Annotated in this window: 17 protein-coding genes; 6 read left to right on the top strand and 11 right to left on the bottom strand. The window is 39.2% G+C overall.

The features are described from left to right. The first annotated feature begins 18 nt into the window (after positions 1-18). Positions 19-1233, top strand: coding sequence for a tetratricopeptide repeat protein (locus F2A31_RS10650; RefSeq protein WP_150026361.1), 1215 nt, complete (start codon positions 19-21; stop codon positions 1231-1233). A gap of 33 nt (positions 1234-1266) precedes the next feature. On the opposite strand, the gene F2A31_RS10645 is transcribed toward F2A31_RS10650, so the two are convergent. The 9 genes from F2A31_RS10645 to F2A31_RS10605 form a co-directional block, all read right to left on the bottom strand. Next, positions 1267-2148 (bottom strand): alpha-amylase family protein, encoded by an 882-nt coding sequence (locus F2A31_RS10645; RefSeq protein ID WP_171490589.1) that lies wholly within the window; start codon positions 2146-2148, stop codon positions 1267-1269. After that, on the bottom strand, positions 2126-3973 hold the full coding sequence (locus F2A31_RS10640) for a hypothetical protein (protein WP_150026359.1): 1848 nt from the start codon (positions 3971-3973) through the stop codon (positions 2126-2128). The genes F2A31_RS10645 and F2A31_RS10640 overlap by 23 nt, the downstream gene beginning before the upstream one ends. Then, on the bottom strand, positions 3974-5224 hold the full coding sequence (locus tag F2A31_RS10635) for a glycosyltransferase family 2 protein (protein WP_150026358.1): 1251 nt from the start codon (positions 5222-5224) through the stop codon (positions 3974-3976). Further along, positions 5211-6116, bottom strand: coding sequence for a hypothetical protein (locus F2A31_RS10630; RefSeq protein ID WP_150026357.1), 906 nt, complete (start codon positions 6114-6116; stop codon positions 5211-5213). The genes F2A31_RS10635 and F2A31_RS10630 overlap by 14 nt, the downstream gene beginning before the upstream one ends. Continuing rightward, positions 6116-6865: a hypothetical protein gene (locus F2A31_RS10625; protein ID WP_150026356.1), complete on the bottom strand. Its 750-nt coding sequence runs from the start codon at positions 6863-6865 to the stop codon at positions 6116-6118. The genes F2A31_RS10630 and F2A31_RS10625 overlap by 1 nt, the downstream gene beginning before the upstream one ends. 159 nt (positions 6866-7024) lie before the next feature. Next, positions 7025-8473, bottom strand: coding sequence for a deoxyribodipyrimidine photo-lyase (phrB, locus tag F2A31_RS10620; RefSeq protein ID WP_150026355.1), 1449 nt, complete (start codon positions 8471-8473; stop codon positions 7025-7027). A gap of 120 nt (positions 8474-8593) precedes the next feature. Beyond that, positions 8594-9076 carry an FKBP-type peptidyl-prolyl cis-trans isomerase gene (locus F2A31_RS10615; protein WP_150026354.1) on the bottom strand — a complete coding sequence of 161 codons (483 nt, stop codon included), beginning with the start codon at positions 9074-9076 and terminating at the stop codon, positions 8594-8596. A gap of 121 nt (positions 9077-9197) precedes the next feature. Then, the gene (locus tag F2A31_RS10610) at positions 9198-10484 is read right to left on the bottom strand and encodes an NAD(P)/FAD-dependent oxidoreductase (protein ID WP_150026353.1); all 1287 of its coding nucleotides are present in this window, start codon (positions 10482-10484) and stop codon (positions 9198-9200) included. Between the two features lie 93 nt (positions 10485-10577). Further along, complete coding sequence (locus F2A31_RS10605) at positions 10578-11894, bottom strand: D-alanyl-D-alanine carboxypeptidase PBP6B (protein ID WP_150026352.1); 1317 nt, start codon at positions 11892-11894, stop codon at positions 10578-10580. 167 nt (positions 11895-12061) lie between these two features. On the opposite strand from F2A31_RS10605, the gene F2A31_RS10600 reads away from it, so the two are divergent. Next, entirely contained in the window at positions 12062-13765 is a 1704-nt protein-coding gene (locus F2A31_RS10600; RefSeq protein ID WP_150026351.1) for a M61 family metallopeptidase, read from the top strand. Positions 13766-13932: 167 nt separating this feature from the next. On the opposite strand, the gene uraH is transcribed toward F2A31_RS10600, so the two are convergent. After that, positions 13933-14331, bottom strand: coding sequence for a hydroxyisourate hydrolase (gene uraH / locus F2A31_RS10595; protein WP_150026350.1), 399 nt, complete (start codon positions 14329-14331; stop codon positions 13933-13935). Between the two features lie 476 nt (positions 14332-14807). On the opposite strand from uraH, the gene F2A31_RS10590 reads away from it, so the two are divergent. Then, positions 14808-17039, top strand: coding sequence for an NADP-dependent isocitrate dehydrogenase (locus tag F2A31_RS10590; RefSeq protein WP_150026349.1), 2232 nt, complete (start codon positions 14808-14810; stop codon positions 17037-17039). 66 nt (positions 17040-17105) lie between these two features. Here the strand turns inward: F2A31_RS10590 and F2A31_RS10585 are convergent, their stop codons facing one another. Continuing rightward, positions 17106-17900, bottom strand: coding sequence for an rRNA large subunit pseudouridine synthase E (locus F2A31_RS10585; RefSeq protein ID WP_150026348.1), 795 nt, complete (start codon positions 17898-17900; stop codon positions 17106-17108). 192 nt (positions 17901-18092) lie between these two features. On the opposite strand from F2A31_RS10585, the gene icd reads away from it, so the two are divergent. The 3 genes from icd to F2A31_RS10570 all read left to right on the top strand — a co-directional run bounded on the left by icd (position 18093) and on the right by F2A31_RS10570 (position 23234). Next, a complete protein-coding gene (icd, locus tag F2A31_RS10580; RefSeq protein ID WP_150026347.1) occupies positions 18093-19352 on the top strand; it encodes an NADP-dependent isocitrate dehydrogenase in 1260 nt (419 codons plus the stop codon). 155 nt (positions 19353-19507) lie between these two features. Next, positions 19508-20326 carry a PhzF family phenazine biosynthesis protein gene (locus F2A31_RS10575; protein WP_150026346.1) on the top strand — a complete coding sequence of 273 codons (819 nt, stop codon included), beginning with the start codon at positions 19508-19510 and terminating at the stop codon, positions 20324-20326. A gap of 139 nt (positions 20327-20465) precedes the next feature. Beyond that, on the top strand, positions 20466-23234 hold the full coding sequence (locus tag F2A31_RS10570) for a M16 family metallopeptidase (RefSeq protein WP_150026345.1): 2769 nt from the start codon (positions 20466-20468) through the stop codon (positions 23232-23234). Positions 23235-23317 lie beyond the last annotated feature (83 nt).

Genomic DNA, 23317 nt, shown 5'->3' with positions numbered 1-23317 from the left:
ATTTACTTGAGATATGCGATGAAAAAATCAAAAAAACAATTACTCAGTCATACCATGTTTACATTAAGCCTTTTGTTTCCATTACAAGCGGTTATGAGTGCTGAAGCTGACTTTGTGAAAGAGGGGGATGCGGCTTATAAGCCTGGCAATCCAATATATGATCGATGGGATCAGTTCTATAAATTAGAACAACAGCAGCCTGAGCAGGCGGAAAAAATTTTGCTCGAACTTGCTGCGCTTACCCCACAAGATATTAAAGTGTGGAAAAGTCTGACTTATTTACAAATTCGTCTGAATAAACAAGATCAAGCTTTACAAAGTGTTCGTAAAGCATCGCAACTTGCACCTCAGGACGATCAGCTTAAACTACAAGAAGCATATTTGTTGAATCAACTGAAGAGAGATAAAGAAGCTTTACCAATATTCAAAATGCTGACCCAGTCAAATGATGTAGAAATCGCAACTAAAGCGCAGCAAGCAGTACAGAATTTAAGTGGTGGGACAGTCAAACCTGTATTCAAAGATATTTATTTCGCACCGTCTTATGAATCTCGCTACGACGATTTTATTTTTCCGTTAAAAATGCGTTATGGACGTAATCTGGACAATGGTCGTGCACAGGTTTATGGCTTTATGAATCTAAATCGTGATACCAAATCACGTGGTGGAGTTCGACCTGAAATCATTGATGAGAATGCAGTGACGGTTGGTGTAGGGGCAAATTATCAGCCTTGGCTAAATATACCGATTAGAGCCTATTTAGAATTAGGTGGTAGTTATGACTTAATTGATCGTAATCGAGATAAGTTCCGTGAGAGTGTTGTTGGTGGTGTAACAGGTTATCAAGAATGGTACGCAAATCCGAGTGTAGAAAATCGCACGGTTTGGAATGATTATTTTACCGATCTGTATGGTAACGTGGCTAGTTATTCACGCGAAGATTATAACGTCATTGCAGATTTAAGATTACGCTCAGGTTTTAATGTTTACCGAGGTGAAACGGGTACGGTACAAGCTTATGCCAAATTACATGCTTTGGCAGATTCTGAAGGTGAAAATTATAATAATTTATTTGAATACGGTGCTGGTGTTGCGTGGCAACCGTTTAATTATGTGCCTGTAAAAGTACGTGTCGAGCGTTTATATGGTCACTATTTCAAAGATGCGTTGGCGAATGGACAAGATCGCTATAATAACACTCGAACGGAACTGGTATTTTATAGGAGTTTCTAAGATTTAGGCTGTCTCAGTGAAAACAGCCTTGTTTTATGAGCGATATTTAAGCCTATACCATAAGGCAATTGTGTATACATTGATGCGATTCATATAATGAGGACCATCAAAGATATAAACTTTTTGTCCCTCGTAGGCCTTTAATTGCTCGATAATTTCCCAAGGATAGGCTGCTCGAAAGTGTCCATTTGGGGTTGCTCGAAATGCTTCTAAAACAATAATAATTCTGTCTTTACCAAATTCATGTTGTAGTTCATCTAAGATGATTCGTGCTTGTTCAGGTGAGCGAGTGCCGACACCAACGCCATCTTGGAAAAAAACATTGGTATGTTCAGGCAACCAACTTTTTAACCATACATCGTAATGTGTTGGCATTTCATCTGCACTATAAATGCTCACCCATAAAGGTTTTGGGAGTTGCGCTAACGCTTGAGCTAATATTCCTACGCCTAACCACGTTGGATCGGCTTCAACTGGAAAATAATATCCTTTGAGTGGAGTAGATTGAGTATGTGCAATGAGTTGTTTAGAGTTCTGAGCAAGTAACATGACTTGGGAGCGTGCCAGCTTTTCATCATATTCGCCAGCTAAACCTAAGATAATCTCGGACGCCCATGCATTTTGGTTTAGCTGTTGAAGATTTATATTCTTATCCCATTTTGCAAAACCTGTGTCATGATCAAGCCAAGATTTGGATTGAACAATTGACCATTGCGGAACAAATGTTGAAACGCCAAGGAGATCCCAGTTGCCTTTGGGAGGGGTGGTATCTAAATCTGGTTGCCAAAAGATTCCTTCAATATGAGCAGGCTGCATTCCAGATTGAGAAAAATGTATGCAGCCGCCCAAAAAAATTATGGTTGAAAAAAAGAAAACAATAATGAGTTTGAAATTATTCTGCCTTATTTTTAGCATTCGGTTTTTTTCGCCAGTACCAAAGCAAGATTGCCAAAATCATAATAGCAGAAATGATAACAACCAAGATAAAGAAAGATGATTGTTGAACCAGAGGTGCTTTTTGATTACCGACAATAATTTTTTGTAAAGTAAAGACTTGACCGTTTTGCGTTACTAAAATCTTACTAGCATTGTTAGGAATGTTTTGTTGAATTTTCTCCCAAAATTTAGTGAAATTTTGAGCACCTTCAATGGAATCTGTCAATATGTCAAAACGCTGTTCATGAAAACTCACTAAAAAGCCCTTAGCTGCAGCAGGTGCATAAACAGTATCTCGATGCATAGAGACTTGCTGGCGATAAATATTAGGATTGACTTGAACATTAATTAATTCGGGCTTTGCTGGATCAAATTTGACGAAATTCAATGGCACTGGGTCATTGGTCAGGAGCATCCGTTTGGCTGTTTGACTCAAAATTAGCGCAATTTCTAAGCTACCAGGTTCGCCATCAATCGCAATGGTTGGATGTGTGGCAAATGCCATCGATAGTGATGCCACACCATTTTTGAGTTTATGCGGTAATTTGACTGTGGATTTTTCAGTGTCAATCCATAAAGAGCCTTTTGCCGTAGGTAAACATTGCGAGTTTACGATGACAGAATTTTCAAGTTTTAGGTGAAATGAGGTGCTATTAGAAATGGTTTTTGCAAAATAGTTAAATTGACGATTTACAGGATCTGAATCTAATCCAGCAGTTTTCAAACTGCCTGCCAATCCACCATCAATCCAAGTGGTGATATTAGAGCCTTCCAATAAACCACTTTGAACACGTAATGCAATTTGGCCTTGTAAAATATCTGTCGGTTGCCAAACAGCAGGGAAGTTGAGGAACAGATTTTTTTCTGCTTGGTTCAAACGGAAATCACTGATGCCTAAATCTGAAAGCGTATTGATTTGTTTGATTTTAGCCCAAGTTGGTGCTGCGAGTTTATCTGGTAGAAAAGTGGCTGAAGTATTTAGTTGTTGTAAGTAATTTGAATTGAGTAAGCCGTTAATGGCTGCAGCAAGTTTTTGTGGATGATCATATTTGATTTGTAATGTTGGAACATTATTCTCAGAACTAATCTGAACTAAGGTTCCTTGAGGTATTGGCGTGGTTGATTTCGAAATTTCGATTGTGAAGTCAGCAGCTTGATCTGTTGGTGGGTTTTGTTCGTACCATTGGACAGGGGTAACAGATCCCCATGCATTCATTAGACGACCAAGCATCGAGGCTTCATTGACATTGGCTGGGTTGAATTTGAGCACGCCTACAAAAGGTTTCGGTCTAACGACCTGTGGATTAAATAGTGCATCAGGTAAATCTTTTAAGCGATAAATTGGTCGATGTCTTGCATAGTCAATTTTTGAATTACTTAAATAAGTGACTTGATCAACATCTTCACTACAGAAGGTTGTACGATCAGCTGCCGGTGAGGTGCGTGGTGAATATTGCTGTAAAATAAAATCTAAACGATGAAAACCACTTTCAGCAGCTGGGATATTAAACTCGAGTTGGCCATCTCCATTTAACACCGTGTTATAAATCAGCTTATCGTCGTATTTAACCAGTAGAGTGGTGAAATGTTCAGTCGAATAGTCACTACTAAAACGAATACTTTGCCATTCGGAACCTTTACCAACATAAAAGTAGTGTGGTTCGATTGTGTATTTGTTTGACGTATTAATATTATCAAATTGCCACGTATTCCATGAATCTGCTAGAGCAAATACGGGCAAAGAGAGAGTCGCACTTGCTAACAGGATTTTGAAAACAGGATGGTTGAGTCGATTTTTTTTCATTTATTTTCTCTCTTTGCTACGTTCAGTTTTGTACCATTGCAGTGAATTCCCTTGAATCTTATTTTTTAGCATGTCATAGCCTGCTTTAAATACAATGAATAAAAAGATTTGTGAATAAGTGATGTAAGATAAAACTGAAAAGAAATAAAGTTGGGGTTTAACTCTTTCAAGCGATAGGGTGAACCACATTTGTGCGACATATAGACAAAATGACAATGCCCATAACACTGTAAATGGTCCGGGTAAGGTGATTCCCGCTATGCCAAGTAAGCCAAGTGTTAGAGTGATATGACTCCAAATCAGCGCAGGTACGAACAAGACATAACACATAATGTTGTTGAAAATTTCGATACCAATTGGAAAAGGTTTCCTCAATGCAATCGGTAGATATTTACTGGTTACATAGAAATTACCTTGAGTCCAACGCGACCGTTGTTTAACAAAAACACTCAGTGATGGAGGATCTTGTTGCCAACCTACAGCATAAGGTACCCATTTGATTCGCTTTTGCCCTAGAAAAATTCTGAAGCTCATTTCAGTGTCATCAACCAATGATTTTTCATCAAATCCTCCCAATGTTTCTAGTGCATCACGCCATATGACATAGTTGGTTCCCATCAAGGTCGATAATTCAAAACGTTGCCATCGACCACCTTGGAAGATCCATTGAAAGAAAATAAACTCGATGGCAATAAAGCGAGTCAAAATACTATCCCGCCAGTTTCGTGTGCGCACTTTGCCATTGACGGCAACTAGTTTTTTATCTGCCAATAAGGTTTGAGCCAATAGTCGAACGCAATCTGGTTCGGGTGTACTATCCGCATCATAGACAATAATTAATTCACCTTTTGCATGTGGCAAACCATTGTTTAAGGTCCGAGATTTACCTTTGCCTCCCATCCCCTTAGGCACATTCACAATTTTAATGCACGGATAAATCTCCGCCATGCGTTCAGCGATCTCAAGGGTATTGTCTTTAGAGCCGTCATTGATTAATAACACCTCATAGGCATGTGCAGGGTAGTCTTGTTGTGCAATGGCATGCAGTGTATCTTCAATCACCACACCTTCGTTATAGGCTGGGATCAAGACGCTGAGCATTGGCCACTCGGCGGGCACAGGCAAATTTTCTAACTCTTTGGCTGCATTTTTTGAGTATTTCCATGCTTGATAACTTAACCATGCCCAAAAAGCTTGAGGAATCCAGATACCAAGAAAACCAAATAAAAATAGAATATCAATCGCGGGCATTGAGTCTTCTCCTACGAATGATAGAGATGATTAAAATCAAGAGTAATGACCCACCAAGTAACAGTGAAATCCAAGAAACAGAACTACCAAAACTACTTAATAAACTTGGGAAATGGGTTGAAAAAAGATAGTCAAACGGAATCACAACAGTACTGATTGCAATTAAGAAATAACCGAACAGATTCGTCTCAACTCCGTCAGGGGTGCTGGTGTAATCAACACGACCAAAACGCCATGATATTCCCAATTGGGGATATTCTATGGTACTCACAGGCAAGTGTGCTGGAGGATTAATTAAAATTTGATAGCCAGAGGTCTGAGTATAGTTATGATTGGCTTGATAAAAATAGTGCTGATGATGCTGGATCTTACGCGCAGGTATTGGCAGGATTTGTTTGTTATCCGATTGAATAATATAACTACCTGCAGGTTGTGAAATTAAGTTTTCATCCCAACCTGTTTCAATCAATGTGGCTAATGGTCTTAAACCTATTGCAGTAGAAAAAGTTGCTTTGGCAGAAAAGTACTTCGTATGTTCCATTTGAAAGAGGGCGATCGGAATAGCGCCATCATTGACTGCTTTTTTAATTCGATAGTAGGTTAAAAAGCTAAAATACTCATCAGGTAAAATAACGCCTGGTTTCACGCCTTTAGCGATGAGTTCTTTAAAACTATTCGATTGGAGTTGATCTGCTGTAAAAACAGGCCACCATGTTGCAGGCTGAGCAAAGATCTCTGAAATCATTTCAGAAGATTGAATGTGTGGACTTGACTCAGATTTTGCAGGTTGAATCGAGCAGTGATAATACTCCTGATAAAGTTGTTGTAGAGTCGTATCTGGATAATACTCAGTTGCAACCAGCAGACCGCAAATATTAAGAAGCACTGACATCAGGGCACCTCTCGGTCTATTGGTGATAAGTATTCTGTATGTTGTTCGATTTTAAGTTTTAAAACACTCAGCTCTTGTAGTTGTTGTATAAAGTGTGGCGTAGGGTGTTGCTCATCCATTTGATTTTCATGAATTACGATACTTTTTATTTCACTTAATTCTTCATTAATGAAATGATAGATAACGCTATCACCCTCAGTGGATAGGATCGTCATAATCTTATTTTGAGTTTCTTTCCAAATATCTTCACCAAGCATTTCTCGAATGAGCACCGTGTTTGTAATTTGAATACTGATCACTTCATAATGATCTTTATGAGTCAGTTGTAATAATTTTTTAAGTTGGTCCTGAAAGTGCTTGAGTGCGGTTAACGGTAAAATATCATGTTGATAATTTCGGTCATAACTTTGAATGGCACGATAAGAGGCTAAAGCATTTTTAATATTGTGGCGGATCGCACTTAGAAAAATAGGCGCTAGGGGGGCCACAAATAACAGAAGTAGTTGTCGTTCAATATAAGTTTGATTGGCGAGATCAAGAAAGAAATAAAAGGCAATTCCTATAAATGCCACTAAACCCAGTATTAATGCCATACCGATGTTTAAGTATGCGCCAGCAATCACCAATAATAGTAAGAAAATCCAACTTCCTCGATAGGTTGCCGGTAGCCACTCATAAGCGACAACACCCATAAAGATATGGGCTGCGATAATCCATAAGACGAGTGCTGGAGCAGGATTTTTTTGCATAATAGTTTTAATTTTATTAATGGTCTTTTGTGATCAAAGTAACATTATTTTTCATTGATTACGATAGTTTTATGTAGCTGACTTTGTGAAATAGTTTTATAAACAGTAACATATAGTATTATCTATTCTGGCCGGATAGCTATTAAAATTAATCTCAATTTATTCTTTAAAAGCTGCGATTGCTTGTGCTCGGCTGCTTTTCAGGTCAACAATTGGTGTCGGATAACTAAGTTCGAGATTTACTTTAGCAGCATGAGGTTCATGGATGGATTTCGCATCTAAATGAGCAAGTTCAGGAATCCATTGCCGTAAATAGTCGCCATTGGGATCAAATTTTTGTGATTGGCTAATCGGGTTAAATATACGGAAATAGGGGGCAGCATCGGTCCCTGTTGAAGCACACCATTGCCAGCCACCATTGTTTGCAGCTAGATCACCATCAATAAGATGCTGCATAAACCATTGTTCTCCTTTGCGCCAATCAATCAACAGATTTTTACTCAGGAACATGGCACAAATCATACGTACTCGATTGTGCATCCAACCTGTGGCAAGGAGCTGCCGCATACCAGCATCGACGATTGGAATACCTGTTTGACCTTGTTGCCATTGTTGTAGCGCGACGGGATCATCACGCCAGTTGATCTTTTGGGTTGAAAGTTGAAATGGTAAATGCTTGGAAACACGTGGATAGTCAAACAAAATATGCTGATAAAATTCTCGCCACAGTAATTCATTCAGCCATGTTTGCTGACCTTCGGATTCAATCACAAAATCGCCGTGCTGTTTACGGAATAATGCCTGTAGACATTGACGGATAGAGAGAATGCCAATATTTAAATAAGCAGATAGTTGGCTGGTACCTGCTTGTGCAGGAAAGTCGCGAGTATTTTTATAATCATCTAATTTATCATGGATAAATTGATCGAGTAATGTTAATGCATAGGATTCGCCTACAGGCCATTGTTGTGTTGGATGATTAAGTTGCTGAGTATATTTAAGTTGCTGAGTATATTTAAGTTGCAGCTCTATGTAATCTTCAAGTGAGGGGCGCGGATTGATATTGATCGGTTGTTGTACTTCAGGTGCTGGATAGCATTGAGGTAAGTTTTGTTGCAGACGTTGATAACAGACTTTTTTAAACGCACTAAAAACTTGATAGGGCTGATGGCTCTGATTACGAATCGACGCTACTGGAAAAAGTGTACGATCATGAAAAAGTACTAGGTCTTTGTTTTGCTGATTTAATAATTTTTGTACTTCTTTATCTCGTTTTAATTCGTTGACCCCCAGTTCAATATTGGCATATACCTGCTGAATTGGGATATGTTCAATGAAATCCGCAAAAAACTTCGTGATATCCTTCCAAAGTGGTATATGGTGAACAAGTAAAGGAATATTAAGAGATTGCAACGCGATTCGTAACTCTTGTAGTTGACGAAGATAGAAGTCGATTTTGATGGGCGCATCATCATGCAGTTGCCATTGTTCAGGTGACAAGATTACCAAAGCAATTGTGGGGCCGGTTTGTGTCGCATGCCAAAGAGCAGCATGGTCTTGGATTCTAAGATCTTGGCGAAACCAAATGAGTTGATAAGCACTTTGCATAAGGTAAGAACCACTCAAATTATGAGAAGAAGTTGGGTGTTTTTCTTATTTTATAAAAGTGGATGTGAAGAAAAAGCAAAGCCGAGGCTTTGCTTTTTGTTGTGCTAATTCTTTTGAGAATTAGTGGTGGTGACCACCTGCACCGTGTACGTGACCATGATCTAACTCTTCTTGAGAAGCATCACGGATTTCAACGATTTCTACTTCAAAAGTAAGGTCTTGACCAGCAAGTGGGAAGTTTGCATCAACGATAACGTTGTCACCTTCAATTGCTTTAACAGTTACGATTTGTACACCATCATCAGTCTGAGCTTGGAATTGCATACCTGGTTGAATGTTGTCCACACCTTGGAACATTTGAGCTGGAACTTCTTGAACGAGGTCTGGATTGTATTCACCGTAACCTTCTGCTGCTGGAACGTTTACAGTGAACTTCTCACCTACAGTTTTACCTGTAAGTGCATTTTCTAAACCAGGAATGATGTTCCCTGCGCCGTGCAAATATGCAAGTGGTTCACCTTGAGATTTATCAAGTGTTTCACCCTCAGCGTTTGTTAAAGTGTAGTGGAATGAAACCACGTGGTTATTTGCAATAGCAGTCATGTTATTAATCCATTCAAAGAGTTCAGGTATACATCATAAAGTGAAAAGTCGTTTTTGTTGACTATTTTCCACTTTTTGAAACGATTTCGTTATAAATGGGAACGAAATTTATGTTTTCAACTCAATACAGTTTAATTTTTGGGCGAACACGACGGGTAAGCAAATCTTTCATGGTTAACATGCCTGCTTGGGTATAACCATGAATATTGGCTTGATGCAGTCGATACAAAGAAACATACATCGTTTTAGCAATAAAACCTTGTACACTCACGTCACCTAATAACTCACCCACAGCTTGATTTCGACTTAATGAAACCAATGAGCCTTTATCATTAAAAACAAACATTGGTTGTGGTGAGTGGTTTAAACGTGCTGCCATCGCATCAACTAAAAAACTCGCTTGCTGGCTGGCAACTTGTGCGCGTGGTCCTAATGGTGGTTGGCGTGCATCTAGTTGGCAATGAGCACAATCTCCAAATGCAAAAACATTTGGATCTGAATAAGTTTGTAGGGTCGCATATACCATTAAACGATTGATTTGATCGCGTTTAAAATCAGTTAATGCTTCTAATATTTTTGGTGCTTTAACACCTGCAGCCCAAACTGTAATGTCTGAATGTATGACATTGCCATTACTGAAATAGACATTGGACTCATCAACTTTTTGTACTTTGTGTTGGGTTAAAATCTCGATTCCCATTTTTTGCAATTGCTTGGCACTATGCGCTGCTGTTTTTTCATTAAGTGCAGGTAGGATACGATCAGAAGCTTCGATGAGGGTGATTTTGACTTGTTTTGGATTGATTTTCTTTAACCCATAGCGATAAAAATTCTTGGTGGTTTCAATCAACTCTGCGGCGAGTTCGACACCTGTTGCACCAGCACCAACAATTCCGATATTTAAAGCACGTTCAGCCGGTTGATTTTGTGCCTCAATATAAAGATGAAATAAATCTTGTTGGAAGATATCTGCTTGTTGACGGCTGTCTAGGAAATGACAATGTTCGCGTACACCTTCAGTACCAAAGTCATTTGATACAGAGCCAACTGCGATCACCAATGTGTCATAGCTTAAACTTTGAATAGCAGGGGTGTGTTCTTTAGAAAGCTGTGGGGGAGAAAGTGTAATTTGTTTTTGATCTTTATTGACAGCAATCAGGGTACCGAGGATGAACTCAAAATGATGCTTTTCAGCGTGGGCGAAATAATTGGTTTGTTCTTCGTGGGGGTTAAGTGAGCCAGCGGCAATTTCGTGTAGGAGTGGTTTCCAAATATGGGTGAGATTTTGATCGACTAAGGTGATTTTGGCTTTTTTATGTTTACCAAAACGTTCGCCTAATTGTGTCGCAAGCTCTAAACCACCTGCGCCACCACCCACAATCACGATATGATGTAAGGTTTTGCTCATGATTAACCTAATTGTTTTTGTGAAAGGATGGTTGGATTATGCCATCCTTTTTTCAATCTTGTATGGTTAATCTTGAGAAAAATCGTAGGTTTTTTACCCTTGATTTAAAGGATAAAGTTTGGCAGCTTTTGAATCATTTGTTGAAAAAAACGAAAACAAGTTAGAAAACCACAACATAATTTTCTGGAAAATATTCGCTTCTTCAATCTGTACTTCATTTTCAATCTGTAGGCTACGAAGTAATTGATTATTTTGATAAATAGATACAGTCGCTAAATTCATTGCTTGAGTAAGTGGTGCAGTTAAGCGTTGCTCATTGAGTTCAATATTGACGCGTGTATGCGTATTTTGGAGTGGCTCAATGATTTTTATGCCATTTTCATCAATCACTTGAAGACGTTGGGTCAGTGTATCAAACTGGTTTAAATCGATTGGTGCGGCTTGGTCATATAATGAAGTCGTCACAATTGTCGGTTGCTGAGTTTCAACTTTAAACATTTTTAAGGTTGAGCGAATAACAGGTAGTTCTGCGATTAATTGGTGTTTTGGAATCACTTCTTCGTCGCGAGTGTAAGCATAAGCCAAGTTCATTAACTTGTTCGCGACCTCTGCACGTTTAATCGCATTTGGTGTGCCAAGTACAATGACGATTAAGCGACGTTTATCGATATGTGGGTTTATGGTTGGGCGCTCTGCCGTTAGAGCTAGGTTATAACCTGCAGCTTTGGTAAAACCTGTTTTTAGACCATCAGCAGTAGGGTCCATTTTGAGTGCAAGATTTGTTGCATGGTGGAAACGATGGTTATAACTAAAACTTGGCATTTTTGAATAATAAAGATATTCAGGTGTTTTGGTCACAATCGCTTGTGCTAATAAGCTTAAATCTGCTGCTGTGGAGTAATGGTCTGGCATAGTAATACCAGCTGGATTGCTAAAATGAGTATCTTTCATGCCTAAGGCTTGGGCTTCTTGGTTCATACGTGCGATAAACTGAGGCACATTACCCGAAATTTTTTCGGCAAGTGTTAGCGCGGCATCATTGGCAGACATAACAATTAAACCTGCTAAAAGTTGATCAACAGAAATCTGTTCACCTTCTTTTAAATACATTTGTGATTCGTCCCACATTACTGTATTTACTACAGGCGTTGCTGTGAGCACATCCTCTTTACGTAATTTGCCTTCTTCAATTTCCTTCAATGCAATATATGCCACCATCATCTTCGTCAAAGATGCTGGAGCACGTTGCACATGACTATTATGCTCAGCGATGATTTGCCCTGATTGTGCATCGACAATAGACCATGCTTGGGCTTCAACCGTTTCAGGAGAGATATTGAGTAAAGTTGCATGTGCAATATTTGCAAAAAACAAACTCAATAATGTAAGGAATGAGAGGAAAAATTTCACGAGAACACCTTGTGCAGCCAATCCATGGGCATGGAATGCGGAAAAAGCATGCTATGACTTTTTCGTAGAAGAATCTAGCAACTTTTGCTGACATTTAAGACATCCGCGCATGAGTTTGTAAAAAAATGCTAAGCTGTCGGAAATTTTTTATTTTTTTAGTTTGAACTATGCTGCACTATCAAATTGAATTTGACGATTATCGTCAACATCTTATTCATGTCACGCTTCGTTTTCTTGCAAATCCAAATCAAGAGCTTTGGCTACCGACGTGGATTCCAGGCAGTTATTTAATTCGAGAGTTCTCTAAGCATATTGAATCAGTGAAAGCATCTGATGAAGCAGGGCGTTTGCTCAACATCAAAAAAACAGAGAAAAATCGTTGGCGTTTATTCAATACTGACCATGAGCTGATTACGGTTGAGTATGATGTCTATGCTTATGATTTATCTGTACGTGGTGCTTATGTTGATCAAACACGACTCTATGTCAATCCAGCCTGTGTTTGTCTAGGACTTCAGGATCAGGAACAAGCCCCATGTGAAGTTGAGCTGTTCTTGCCAGATGAGTTGAAGCATTTTCAGATTGCTACGGGCTTAACTTCTAAAAGTTTAGTCAAAGGACGTTTTACTTTAAAAGCGGATAATTATGATCAATTGATTGATAGTCCTTTTGAGCTAGCAGAACAAAGTCGTTTTAGTTTTGAAAGTCATGGCATTCCACATGAGTTTGTGATTTCAGGAAAACACAATACCAATTTAGAGCGTATGCAAGCAGATATTGAAAAAATCTGTCGAACTGAAATAGAGATGTTTGGTTCTGCGCCATTTCAAAACTATACCTTTATGACGATAGCAACAGGCAATAGCTATGGTGGTTTGGAACATTGCAATAGCACCAGTTTGATTACACCACGAGATGATTTGCCTAAGCTTGACGAAGCTGAAGAACCTTCAAAGGACTATCAACGTTTCTTAGGTTTATGCAGCCATGAATATTTTCACTCATGGTTAGTGAAGTTTATTCGACCAGATAATTTTGCCAATTATGATTTACACAAAGAAGGTTACACCAGTCTATTGTGGATCTTTGAAGGTTTCACTTCCTATTATGATGATTTAATTTTATTACGTAGTGGTGTGATTTCTCAGAAATCGTATTTAGATTTATTGAAAGGGCAAATTGATCGTTATTTGCAGAATCCAGGACGTTTCATTCAAACGGTTTCTGAGTCAAGTTTTGATGCTTGGATTAAATTTTACCGCCAAGATGAAAATTCTAATAATGCAGGTACCAGTTACTACAATAAAGGCAGTCTAGTTGCGCTGTGTTTAGACTTGGGACTTCGTCTACGCGGTTCTAGCTTAGATGCGTTAATGCGCCGTTTGTACGAAAATACTCAGCAGGGTATTCAAGTCAATGAGCGTACAATCTTTGATTTGTGCAAAGCGCTGACAGGTGATGATTGGATTGAGCAGATTAATCACTTGATCAATACCACTGATGAACTACCACTAGACCAATTATTACCTGAGTTTGGTTTAAGTTACGTGCTTAAAAACGAAAAAGCTTTGCCATTTGGTTTGAAATTAAGCGATAAAGCTGAAGGCGTTGTTGTGCAACAAGTACGTCGTGAAAGTGCTGCAGCCCAAGCAGGTTTATCCGCAAATGATGTCATTATTGCGATTGATGGGATCAAAGCCTCAGAGAAGCTTTTAGCAAATTATGCAAAACAGCAAGGTACATTTACGGTTTATGCTTTCCGCCGTGATGAGCTATTAACATTTGAGTTAAATGGTGGTGAGAACTCATTAACCACAGTTGATTTAAATGTTGAAGACCAAACGAAACTCGATACTTGGTTAGCATCTTGATCAACGGATCGTAGACACGACTTCTGATGGCGTGTTTGTAATTCTATTGTTTTAGAAAAAAATCTCGGTAAGAGTGCTGCAGCCTTCAGGTTAGATACATCGTCTAATTTGAAGGCTGCTTTTCTATCATTCAATTTTCGCAAATGTATGTATGGATTAGGATGAGATTAATTACCACGATAAGTTGAATAACCATAAGGGCTAATCAAAAGTGGAATATGGTAATGTTCAAGTTTTCCATCTATAGCGAAAATGACTGGTACTTCTGGGAAAAATGAAATCTGTTTGTGCTGTTCAAACCATTCTCCTGTTTTGAACGTAACTTTATAAATCCCTTTTTGAAGTGGTGTGTCTTTTGGATATAAATCCGTAATACGTCCTTGCTGATTAGTTATATTGTTGTTTAGAGTTTTCCATTGATTATTTTCTTGTTTTTCCAGAATAACCCTAACTCCGGCAGAAGGGAGGCCATTTTCTAAGTTGAGCACATGTACACTTAGTGGATTTTGCGCAAAACTAAAAGAGGAAAGAGTCAGAGCTGCCAATGGGACGAAAACTTTCATCATTTGTTCTATCCTGAAATAAAAACTAATTTTAATCATTTGTTAAAAAATTAAGTTTAAAAAGTGTAAATAAAACCAGAGTCGAATATCCGGATTGATTTCGATCGACTATGATGGGGAGTGACTCTGAGGAAAATGTTGAACTGAAATTGTCATCAAATCCAAGTCTTGAATTCGAACAAATAATATTCGTTTTGTAGTATTTCGTATTGAAATGTCTTTATCCTGATATCTTACATTGACTGAGAAGTGATCAGTGCTGATACTTTTATGTTTTATTTAAGCTAACCGATTTGCAGGAGATGAAACTTCAACTGGCTACTACTATTTCGTAGCGAAATGTCGTTATCACTGGATATTGCGTTGACTGAGATGCGATCAGGGCTGATACTCTCAGGGTTTTATTTAAGCACATCGGTTCTTAGGGGTTGGGCCACAAGCTCGACCCTCAAAACTCAATCCAACACAAGGGGCTATATATGGCTAGTGGGAAGTCAACAATCATTTACACACTGACTGATGAGGCGCCACTATTGGCGACCTATTCGCTACTGCCAATCATTGAGACTTTTACTAAGCCTGCAGGCATCGAGATCGTTAAAAGTGATATCTCTGTTGCTGCACGGGTACTTGCAGAGTTTTCGGATTACCTAAATGACGAACAGAAGGTAACGAATAACCTTGCAGAACTTGGTCGTCGTACTCAGGATCCTGATACAAATATTATTAAACTTCCAAATATCAGTGCTTCCGTAGCGCAGTTAACCTCATGCATAAAAGAGCTGCAGTCTAAGGGCTATGCAATTCCTGATTATCCTGAAAATCCAACAACTGAGGAAGAAAAGGAAATCAAGGCGCGTTATGGTAAATGTCTTGGTTCAGCGGTGAATCCAGTTTTACGCGAAGGTAACTCTGATCGTCGTGCACCTGCGGCTGTTAAAAACTATGCGAAAAAACACCCGCACTCAATGAGCGAGTGGAAACAATGGTCACAAACTCACGTTTCTCACATGGATGAAGGTGACTTCTACCACGGTGAAAAGTCGATGACACTTGATCGTGCACGTAATGTAAAAATGGAACTCATCACCAAAAGTGGTGAAACCATCGTGCTTAAGCCGAAAGTTGCGTTACAAGATGGTGAAATCATTGATTCAATGTTCATGAGCAAAAAGGCGCTTTGCGACTTTTATGAAAAAGAACTTGAAGATTGTCGTGAAGCGGGCATTTTGTTCTCTTTACACGTAAAAGCGACCATGATGAAGGTGTCACACCCAATCGTATTTGGTCACTGTGTGAAAATTTACTACAAAGATGCGTTTGAAAAGCACGGCAAATTATTCGATGAGTTAGGCATTAACGTGAATAACGGTATGGCTGGTCTTTATGAAAAGATTGAGACATTACCGACTTCTTTGCGTGAAGAAATTATCGAAGACTTACATGCTTGCCAAGAGCACCGTCCTGCACTTGCAATGGTTGACTCTGCAAAAGGTATTACCAACTTCCATTCTCCAAACGACGTGATTGTAGATGCATCTATGCCTGCAATGATCCGTTCAGGCGGAAAAATGTGGGGTGCAGATGGTAAACAGTATGACTGTAAAGCGGTAATGCCTGAATCAACATTTGCACGTATTTACCAAGAAATGATCAATTTCTGTAAGTGGAATGGTAACTTTGACCCGAAAACAATGGGTACTGTGCCAAACGTTGGTTTGATGGCACAAAAAGCGGAAGAATACGGTTCGCACGACAAGACTTTTGAAATTCCTGAAACAGGCATTGCCAATATCACTGACTTAGAAACCGGTGAAGTGTTAATGACTCAAAACGTTGAGGAAGGTGACATCTGGCGTATGTGTCAAGTGAAAGATGCACCGATTCGTGATTGGGTTAAATTGGCTGTTACACGTGCTCGTAACTCAGGTATGCCAGCAATTTTCTGGTTAGACCCATACCGTCCACATGAAAATGAGCTGATCAAGAAAGTCGAAAAATACTTGAAAGATCATGACACTGAAGGTTTAGATATTCAAATCATGTCACAAGTACGTGCAATGCGTTATACGCTTGAGCGTGTAGCTCGTGGTTTAGATACGATTTCAGTAACAGGTAACATTTTACGTGATTACTTAACGGATTTGTTCCCGATCATGGAGTTGGGTACTTCTGCGAAAATGTTGTCTATCGTACCGTTAATGGCGGGCGGTGGTATGTATGAAACAGGTGCAGGCGGTTCAGCACCAAAACATGTACAACAGCTTGTTGAAGAAAACCACTTACGTTGGGATTCTTTAGGTGAGTTCCTTGCGCTAGCAGTTTCTTTAGAGGAATTGGGCATCAAGGAAAGTAATGACCGTGCGAAATTACTTGCCAAAACACTTGATCAAGCGACAGGAAAATTGTTGGATAACGACAAGTCTCCATCACGTCGTACAGGTGAGCTAGACAACCGTGGTAGTCACTTCTATTTGGCATTGTATTGGGCAGAAGCTTTAGCTGCTCAGGATGAAGATGCTGAGTTAAAAGCGAAGTTTGCTCCGTTGGCTAAAACTTTGGCTGAAAACGAGCAGAAAATTGTTGCTGAGTTAGCTGAAGTCCAAGGGAAGTCAGCAGACATTGGCGGTTACTATGCAGTAGATCCTGTGAAAGTAAATGCCGTGATGCGCCCAAGCGCGACACTTAATTCAGCACTTGAAGTAATTTAAAGTCTAAATTCTGTAAGTGATATAAAAAAGCCGATGCTATAGCATCGGCTTTTTTCTTTTAAGAAGCTAACGTGCTTTCCGTCCTCTACTTTTTGTATTTGGTCGAGTTGTACCATTGGTCTTACGACGTGGCTTTTCACTTTCATCCATTTGCCAAATACGCTTGGTACCTGATTTTTTCTTATTTGGGTCTTTTTTGTCCCCTTCTTTTTTCTTTTGATGCATAGGCTTACCACCAGTCCCGCCTGGTTTCTTCACATAAGAGCGAGAACGGTAAGGCTTGTCCTCAGGCAGGTCTTTAAAATCAGGGAAAAGCAACGGCTCGATTTCAGTTTGTTCGCCCGGTTGTAAACCTAGACGGATCAAATTGATTGAACCAATTTGAGTACGGATAAGACGTAAGGTAGGGAACCCAACAGCGGCAGTCATACGGCGAACTTGACGATTACGACCTTCACAAATTTGCAGTTCTATCCAGCTCGTTGGGATGCTTGCGCGATAGCGAACAGGAGGATCACGATCCCATAACCATTCTGGTTCATCAACTTTCATCGCTTTAGCAGGTAAGGTCATACCATCAGCAAGTTCGACACCATTACGAAGTTGCTCCAAAGCTTCTTCGGTAACATCGCCATCAACTTGGGCTAAATAAGTTTTATATTTTTTATTGCTTGGATGAGTGATGAACTGATTTAAACCTCCATGATCGGTCAGAAACATCAAACCTTCAGAATCTAAATCTAAACGACCTGCAATTCGCAACTCAGGATCTTTGATAAAACTTGAAACCGTTAGATGTGCTTCATCTTCCCGAAACTGTGACAAGACATCATAAGGTTTGTTGAAGACAACTATTTTCATAGAGAAATACTACTTTTGGATTATGGGGTATTTGGTGAATATATGCTTTTATTTTATCGGGAAATGCGGTTATTTCTCATATAAATCAAAAAACATATTAGATTGGATTAAACTAATTCACAGTATAAAAAATAAAGTATGCCATAGAAGGTATACATTTACTCGCAAGTTACATGAGGGAGAACCTATACAATGGGTTATCAGAAGATCGTGGTTCCTGCAGACGGCGATAAAATCACAGTAAATGCAGACCTGTCACTGAATGTTCCAAATCATCCAATCATTCCTTTCATCGAAGGCGACGGTATTGGTGTAGATATTACACCAGCAATGAAAGCAGTTGTAGATGCTGCTGTTCTAAAAGCATACGGTGGCAAACGTTCGATTGAATGGATGGAAGTCTATTGTGGTGAAAAGGCCGATAAGATTTACGGCAATTATATGCCAGAAGAGACATTTGATGCACTACGTGAATTCATTGTTTCGATCAAAGGGCCATTAACGACACCTGTTGGTGGTGGTATTCGCTCTCTAAATGTTGCTTTGCGTCAAGAACTAGATTTGTATGTATGTGTGCGACCTGTACGCTGGTTTGAGGGCGTTCCTTCACCAGTACAGCATCCTGAATTAACAGATATGGTGATTTTCCGTGAAAACTCGGAAGATATTTATGCTGGGATTGAATGGAAAGCCGATTCTCCTGAAGCGAAAAAAGTGATTAAGTTTCTCAAAGAAGAAATGGGGGTGACCAAAATTCGTTTCCCAGAAGGGTGTGGTATTGGTATTAAGCCTGTCTCAAAAGAGGGAACGCAACGTTTGGTTCGAAAAGCAATTCAGTTTGCGATCGATAATGATAAGCCTTCAGTGACTTTGGTGCATAAAGGCAACATCATGAAGTATACCGAAGGAGCGTTTAAAGAGTGGGGCTACGAGCTTGCAATCGAGCGTTTTGGCGGTGAGCTTCTAGATGGTGGTCCTTGGGTTAAAATTAAAAATCCTAAAACGGGCAAAGACATTATTATTAAAGACGTGATTGCTGATGCATTCTTACAACAAATTCTGATGCGTCCAGCGGATTATTCAGTGATTGCGACATTAAATTTGAATGGTGACTATATTTCTGATGCTCTGGCGGCAGAAGTTGGCGGGATAGGTATAGCGCCCGGTGCAAATATTGGTGGTGCGATTGCAGTTTATGAAGCAACACATGGGACTGCACCAAAGTATGCTGGACAAGATAAAGTCAATCCGGGTTCGATTATTCTTTCTGCTGAAATGATGTTACGAGATATGGGCTGGACCGAAGCCGCTGATTTGATTATCAAAGGTGTTTCTGGGGCAATTGCGGCGAAAACCGTAACCTATGATTTTGAGCGTCTAATGCCAAATGCGACTTTATTACGCTGTTCGGAATTCGGTCGAGCGATTATTGAGCATATGGAAGATGAGTAGCCTGTTTTGATAAAAAGAGCGGTTTAGCCGCTTTTTTATTTTAGTAATTTATTTATCTAAAAGTATGCTGTGTATCGTAAATTTAGAAAAATCTGTATCTATAATTCATCAACCATTTGTTCAAAATAATTGAAAAAGTTTGAGAGTCTAAATTTATGAAAATGTACCAAGTTGATGCTTTTACCAAAGAACTTTTTAAAGGTAATCCAGCGGCTGTAATCGTTGTGAATGAGTGGTTAGATGAAACGCTGATGCAGAATATTGCTTTAGAAAATAATTTGTCCGAAACAGCTTTTGTCAAAAAACGAGATGAAGCGAATTATGAAATTCGTTGGTTTTCGCCAACAGATGAAGTTGCTTTCTGTGGGCATGCGACTTTAGCCAGTGCCTTTGTTTTATTTAAAGATTTCACTACTGTAAAGACGATTCAATTTCATGTGAAGGATTTAGGGATTTTTATCGTTACTCAAGATGACGACGGTAAAATTAAAATGAATTTCCCGATTCGTAGAGCAGAGTTGATCACTGACTATCCACAAGTGCTGCGTGACGGCTTAACAAAACCATTTAAGGCTGTATACCTAAATGCTCAGGCATATATTGTTGAGTATGAAACAGTGCAAGATGTATTGGATGAGCAACCCAATCTGGAAAAGCTAAAACAGCTTGGTAAAGTCCGTACAGCAATTACGGCTTCTCAACCTGATGTGGCGATTACTGCTAGAGGCGAAGGAAATTTTGATTGTGTATCTCGTTATTTTGCACCTGCAATTGGCATTGATGAAGATCCAGTGACAGGCTCAATTCATACGGCTATTGTTCCACTCTGGGCAGATAAACTGAATCAAAAGCAATTGGTTGCCTTTCAAGCTTCGAAACGAGGCGGCATTTTAGATTGCGTTATTCAATCAGAGGATCGGATTGAGATTTCAGGTTATGCAAAACTCTATATGCAAGCAGAGCTTAATCTCTGAAAGTTTACCTAATCTTAAAAGAAATAAGGAAAAAAGCTGTTTAATTAAACAGCTTTTTTCAAAACATAACTATTAAAAATGCGAATCGTTCTCTACTATAGTTTTTTTATTTAAATCACCAAAAATACTTGGATAAATTATGTTAACGCGGTTTAAGCAGCTTACTCTCTCTCTTTGTTTAATCGGGTTGAGTGCGTCGTCTTGGTCTCAAGCGGTACTCGTAAAAAGTGAAAGAAATATTGAAGAATATAAATTAGATAATGGTTTTAGAGTTATTCTTGCTCAAAATGAAAAAGAAAACAAAGTCTATGTAAATACAGTTTATATGACGGGTTCATTGAATGACCCAAAGGGAAAAGGTGGTCTAGCACATTTGCTAGAGCATTTGGCATTTAAAGGTACGGTCAATGTTAAAGGCGATGAATTCCAACGCCGTTTGGATCAATACACGCTAATGACCAATGCCAGTACTGATTATTATTCAACCAAGTATATTAATATTGTTCGTCCTGAAAAAAATGCACTGAATGAAATTCTATACCTTGAAGCTGAGCGTATGGATAAGTTGGTTTTACAGGAAAAATTTGTTCCAGCGGAAATCGAGATTGTAAAGCGTGAACGTGAGATCCGTATGGATCAACCTTTTGCGGTGTTGATGGATCAAATGTTGAAAGCTGCTTACGGTAATCAATATCTTGGTCGTTTGCCGATTGGTGATCTTGCTGAGTTGAAATCAATCAATATGAGTGAGTTGAATCAGTTTTATAAAACTTGGTATGCACCAAACAATGCCATTATGGTGATTTCTGGAAAATTTGATAAGGCCGAGGTACTGAAAAAAATTGACCAGCATTTCAATGCAATCCCAGCAAGACCTGTACCTGCTCCAGTGCAAGTTCCAGCATTAGATAGTACCAAGATCAAACAACGTCAGTTCAATGTGGAAAAGGGAAGTGATCTCGCTAAGTTTCATATTTATATGAATGGGAAAAATAGTGATATTGCACCTGCTTTAGCACTTGCACCAGGATTATTTACTTTACAGCCAAGCGGTAGTCTATATAAAAGTATGGTTGAAACAGGAATCAGTACTGCTGTTCAATCAACAACATGGCTTGATCAGGATTTTAATCTCGTGTTTATGGGTGCAATTTATGCACCGAATCATGATGAAAAGCGAGTGAGTGAAGCCTTAACAACGGGCGTTGAAAAGAAACAAGCATTTAGTGAAGCTGAACTACAACGTCTCAAAAATATTACACAAAATGCAGCTGATACCATTGCCAATGATGCGGTCGCTTTAGGCTCACGCTTAAGCGATTATGCAGTCACCTCACATGGTCAGTGGGATCGTTATTTTAAAGATTTACAAGCGATTCAAGCACTCAAAGTTGATGAGTTAAATTCAACTCTGAAGCAATTTTTAGTGCCTGAACATCGTATTTCTGGTGATATTCGACCTACACCAGAAGATCAGAAAAAGGCGATGACGCTCAGCGAGGAACAGCAGCCTAAGACTTTAGATCAGGCAAATGAAGTGGCTGAGCCGCTTAAAGATGTTAAAGTCTATCAGCAAGAAGTTGCGCAATTTGTTGCGCAGTCATCACAGCAATTGCAAAAAAATGAGCAAAAGATCCAACGTGGTCGGTTGAGAAATGGTATTCGTTATGCACTCTATCCAACGTCAACACGTGATGATAAAACCTATGCCACCATTAGTTTAGATTTTGGTGATGAAAAAGCGTTATTTGGAAAAGCGACTACTTTAGATTTAGCCAGCTATTTGATGCTGCGTGGTTCAGAAAAACATACTTTGCAAGACATCACGGATAAGGCGATTGCTGCGAGTGGCGGGGCATCCGTAAGTTCAAATGGCAATGGTTTGACTATCGTCATACAAGCGAAAAAAGATAAATTTGAAGATTTTTTTAGTTTTATCGTCGATGTGTTAAAGCAACCAAAGTTTGCCCAAACAGAGTTTGACCTTGCTAAAAATCAAAGCTTGTCAGCACTAGATCGTCCGTATACTGAACCTGCAGTCGTGGCATCGATGACCTTATCTCGTGTGTTGGAAATCTATCAGCCGGGAGATTTACGTTACCACTTTGAGCCTGATCTTGCGAAGAAGCAGTTGAATGAAGCGACACAAGCACAAGTTAAGCAGTTTTACGATCAGTTCTTTGAAACGAACTACGCGCAAATTGCGATCACAGGTGACTTTGATGCGAAGAAAATGAAAAAGACTTTGCAGAAAACGTTTGGAGGGTGGAAAGCAAAACAGCCATACCGCAAAGTAACAGGGCAGTATACTGAATACAAGGCACAGAAAATTCATGCTTTATCTGAACAGCGTGAGTTCGGAAGTTACCAAAGTATTTTAGCGATTCCAGTTGGCTCTTATCATCCAGATGCACCTGCTTTAATTGTGCTTAGTCATATTTTAGGTAACTCGCAACTTTCTTCGCGTTTAGCGCAAGAATTACGAGAGAAAAATGCATTGGTCTATGGATTTGGGAGTGGTTTAGACCTAAATCCTGATATCGATGATGGTACTTTAAGTATCACAGCCAACTATACGGCAGGTCGTTCTGGTCAAGTGTCTCAGTCAGTTCACAAGGTATTGAATGATTTACTCAGCAAAGGTGTAACAGCGCAAGAAGTGGAAGCAGCTAAAGCTGATATCATGAAAAAGCGAGTGACGGCATTAGAAGATGAACGCCGTATTCATGGTATGTTGACTTCACAATTAGAACGTAATAAAACGCTATTGGATCGAGCTGTAAGAGATCAAGAGTTTGCCAAATTAAGCAAAGATGATGTTGATCGTGTCATTAAAAAATACATTAAACTTGAGCATTTTGTTGAAGTGATGGCTGATCAATATGGTCAAGCACAAGATCATCGTTGATTTGAGTAGGCCTTAGTCTGATGGTGATAAATCATTTAGTTTCATCGGTTACGTTCTGCTTGAATTTACATGTTTGGATCTCT

The sequence above is a fragment of the Acinetobacter suaedae genome (genome assembly GCF_008630915.1).
GTDB classification, from domain to species: Bacteria; Pseudomonadota; Gammaproteobacteria; order Pseudomonadales; family Moraxellaceae; genus Acinetobacter; species Acinetobacter suaedae.
The sequence above is the reverse complement of the archived record's forward strand: the minus strand, read 5'-3'. Positions and strand labels throughout refer to the sequence as shown.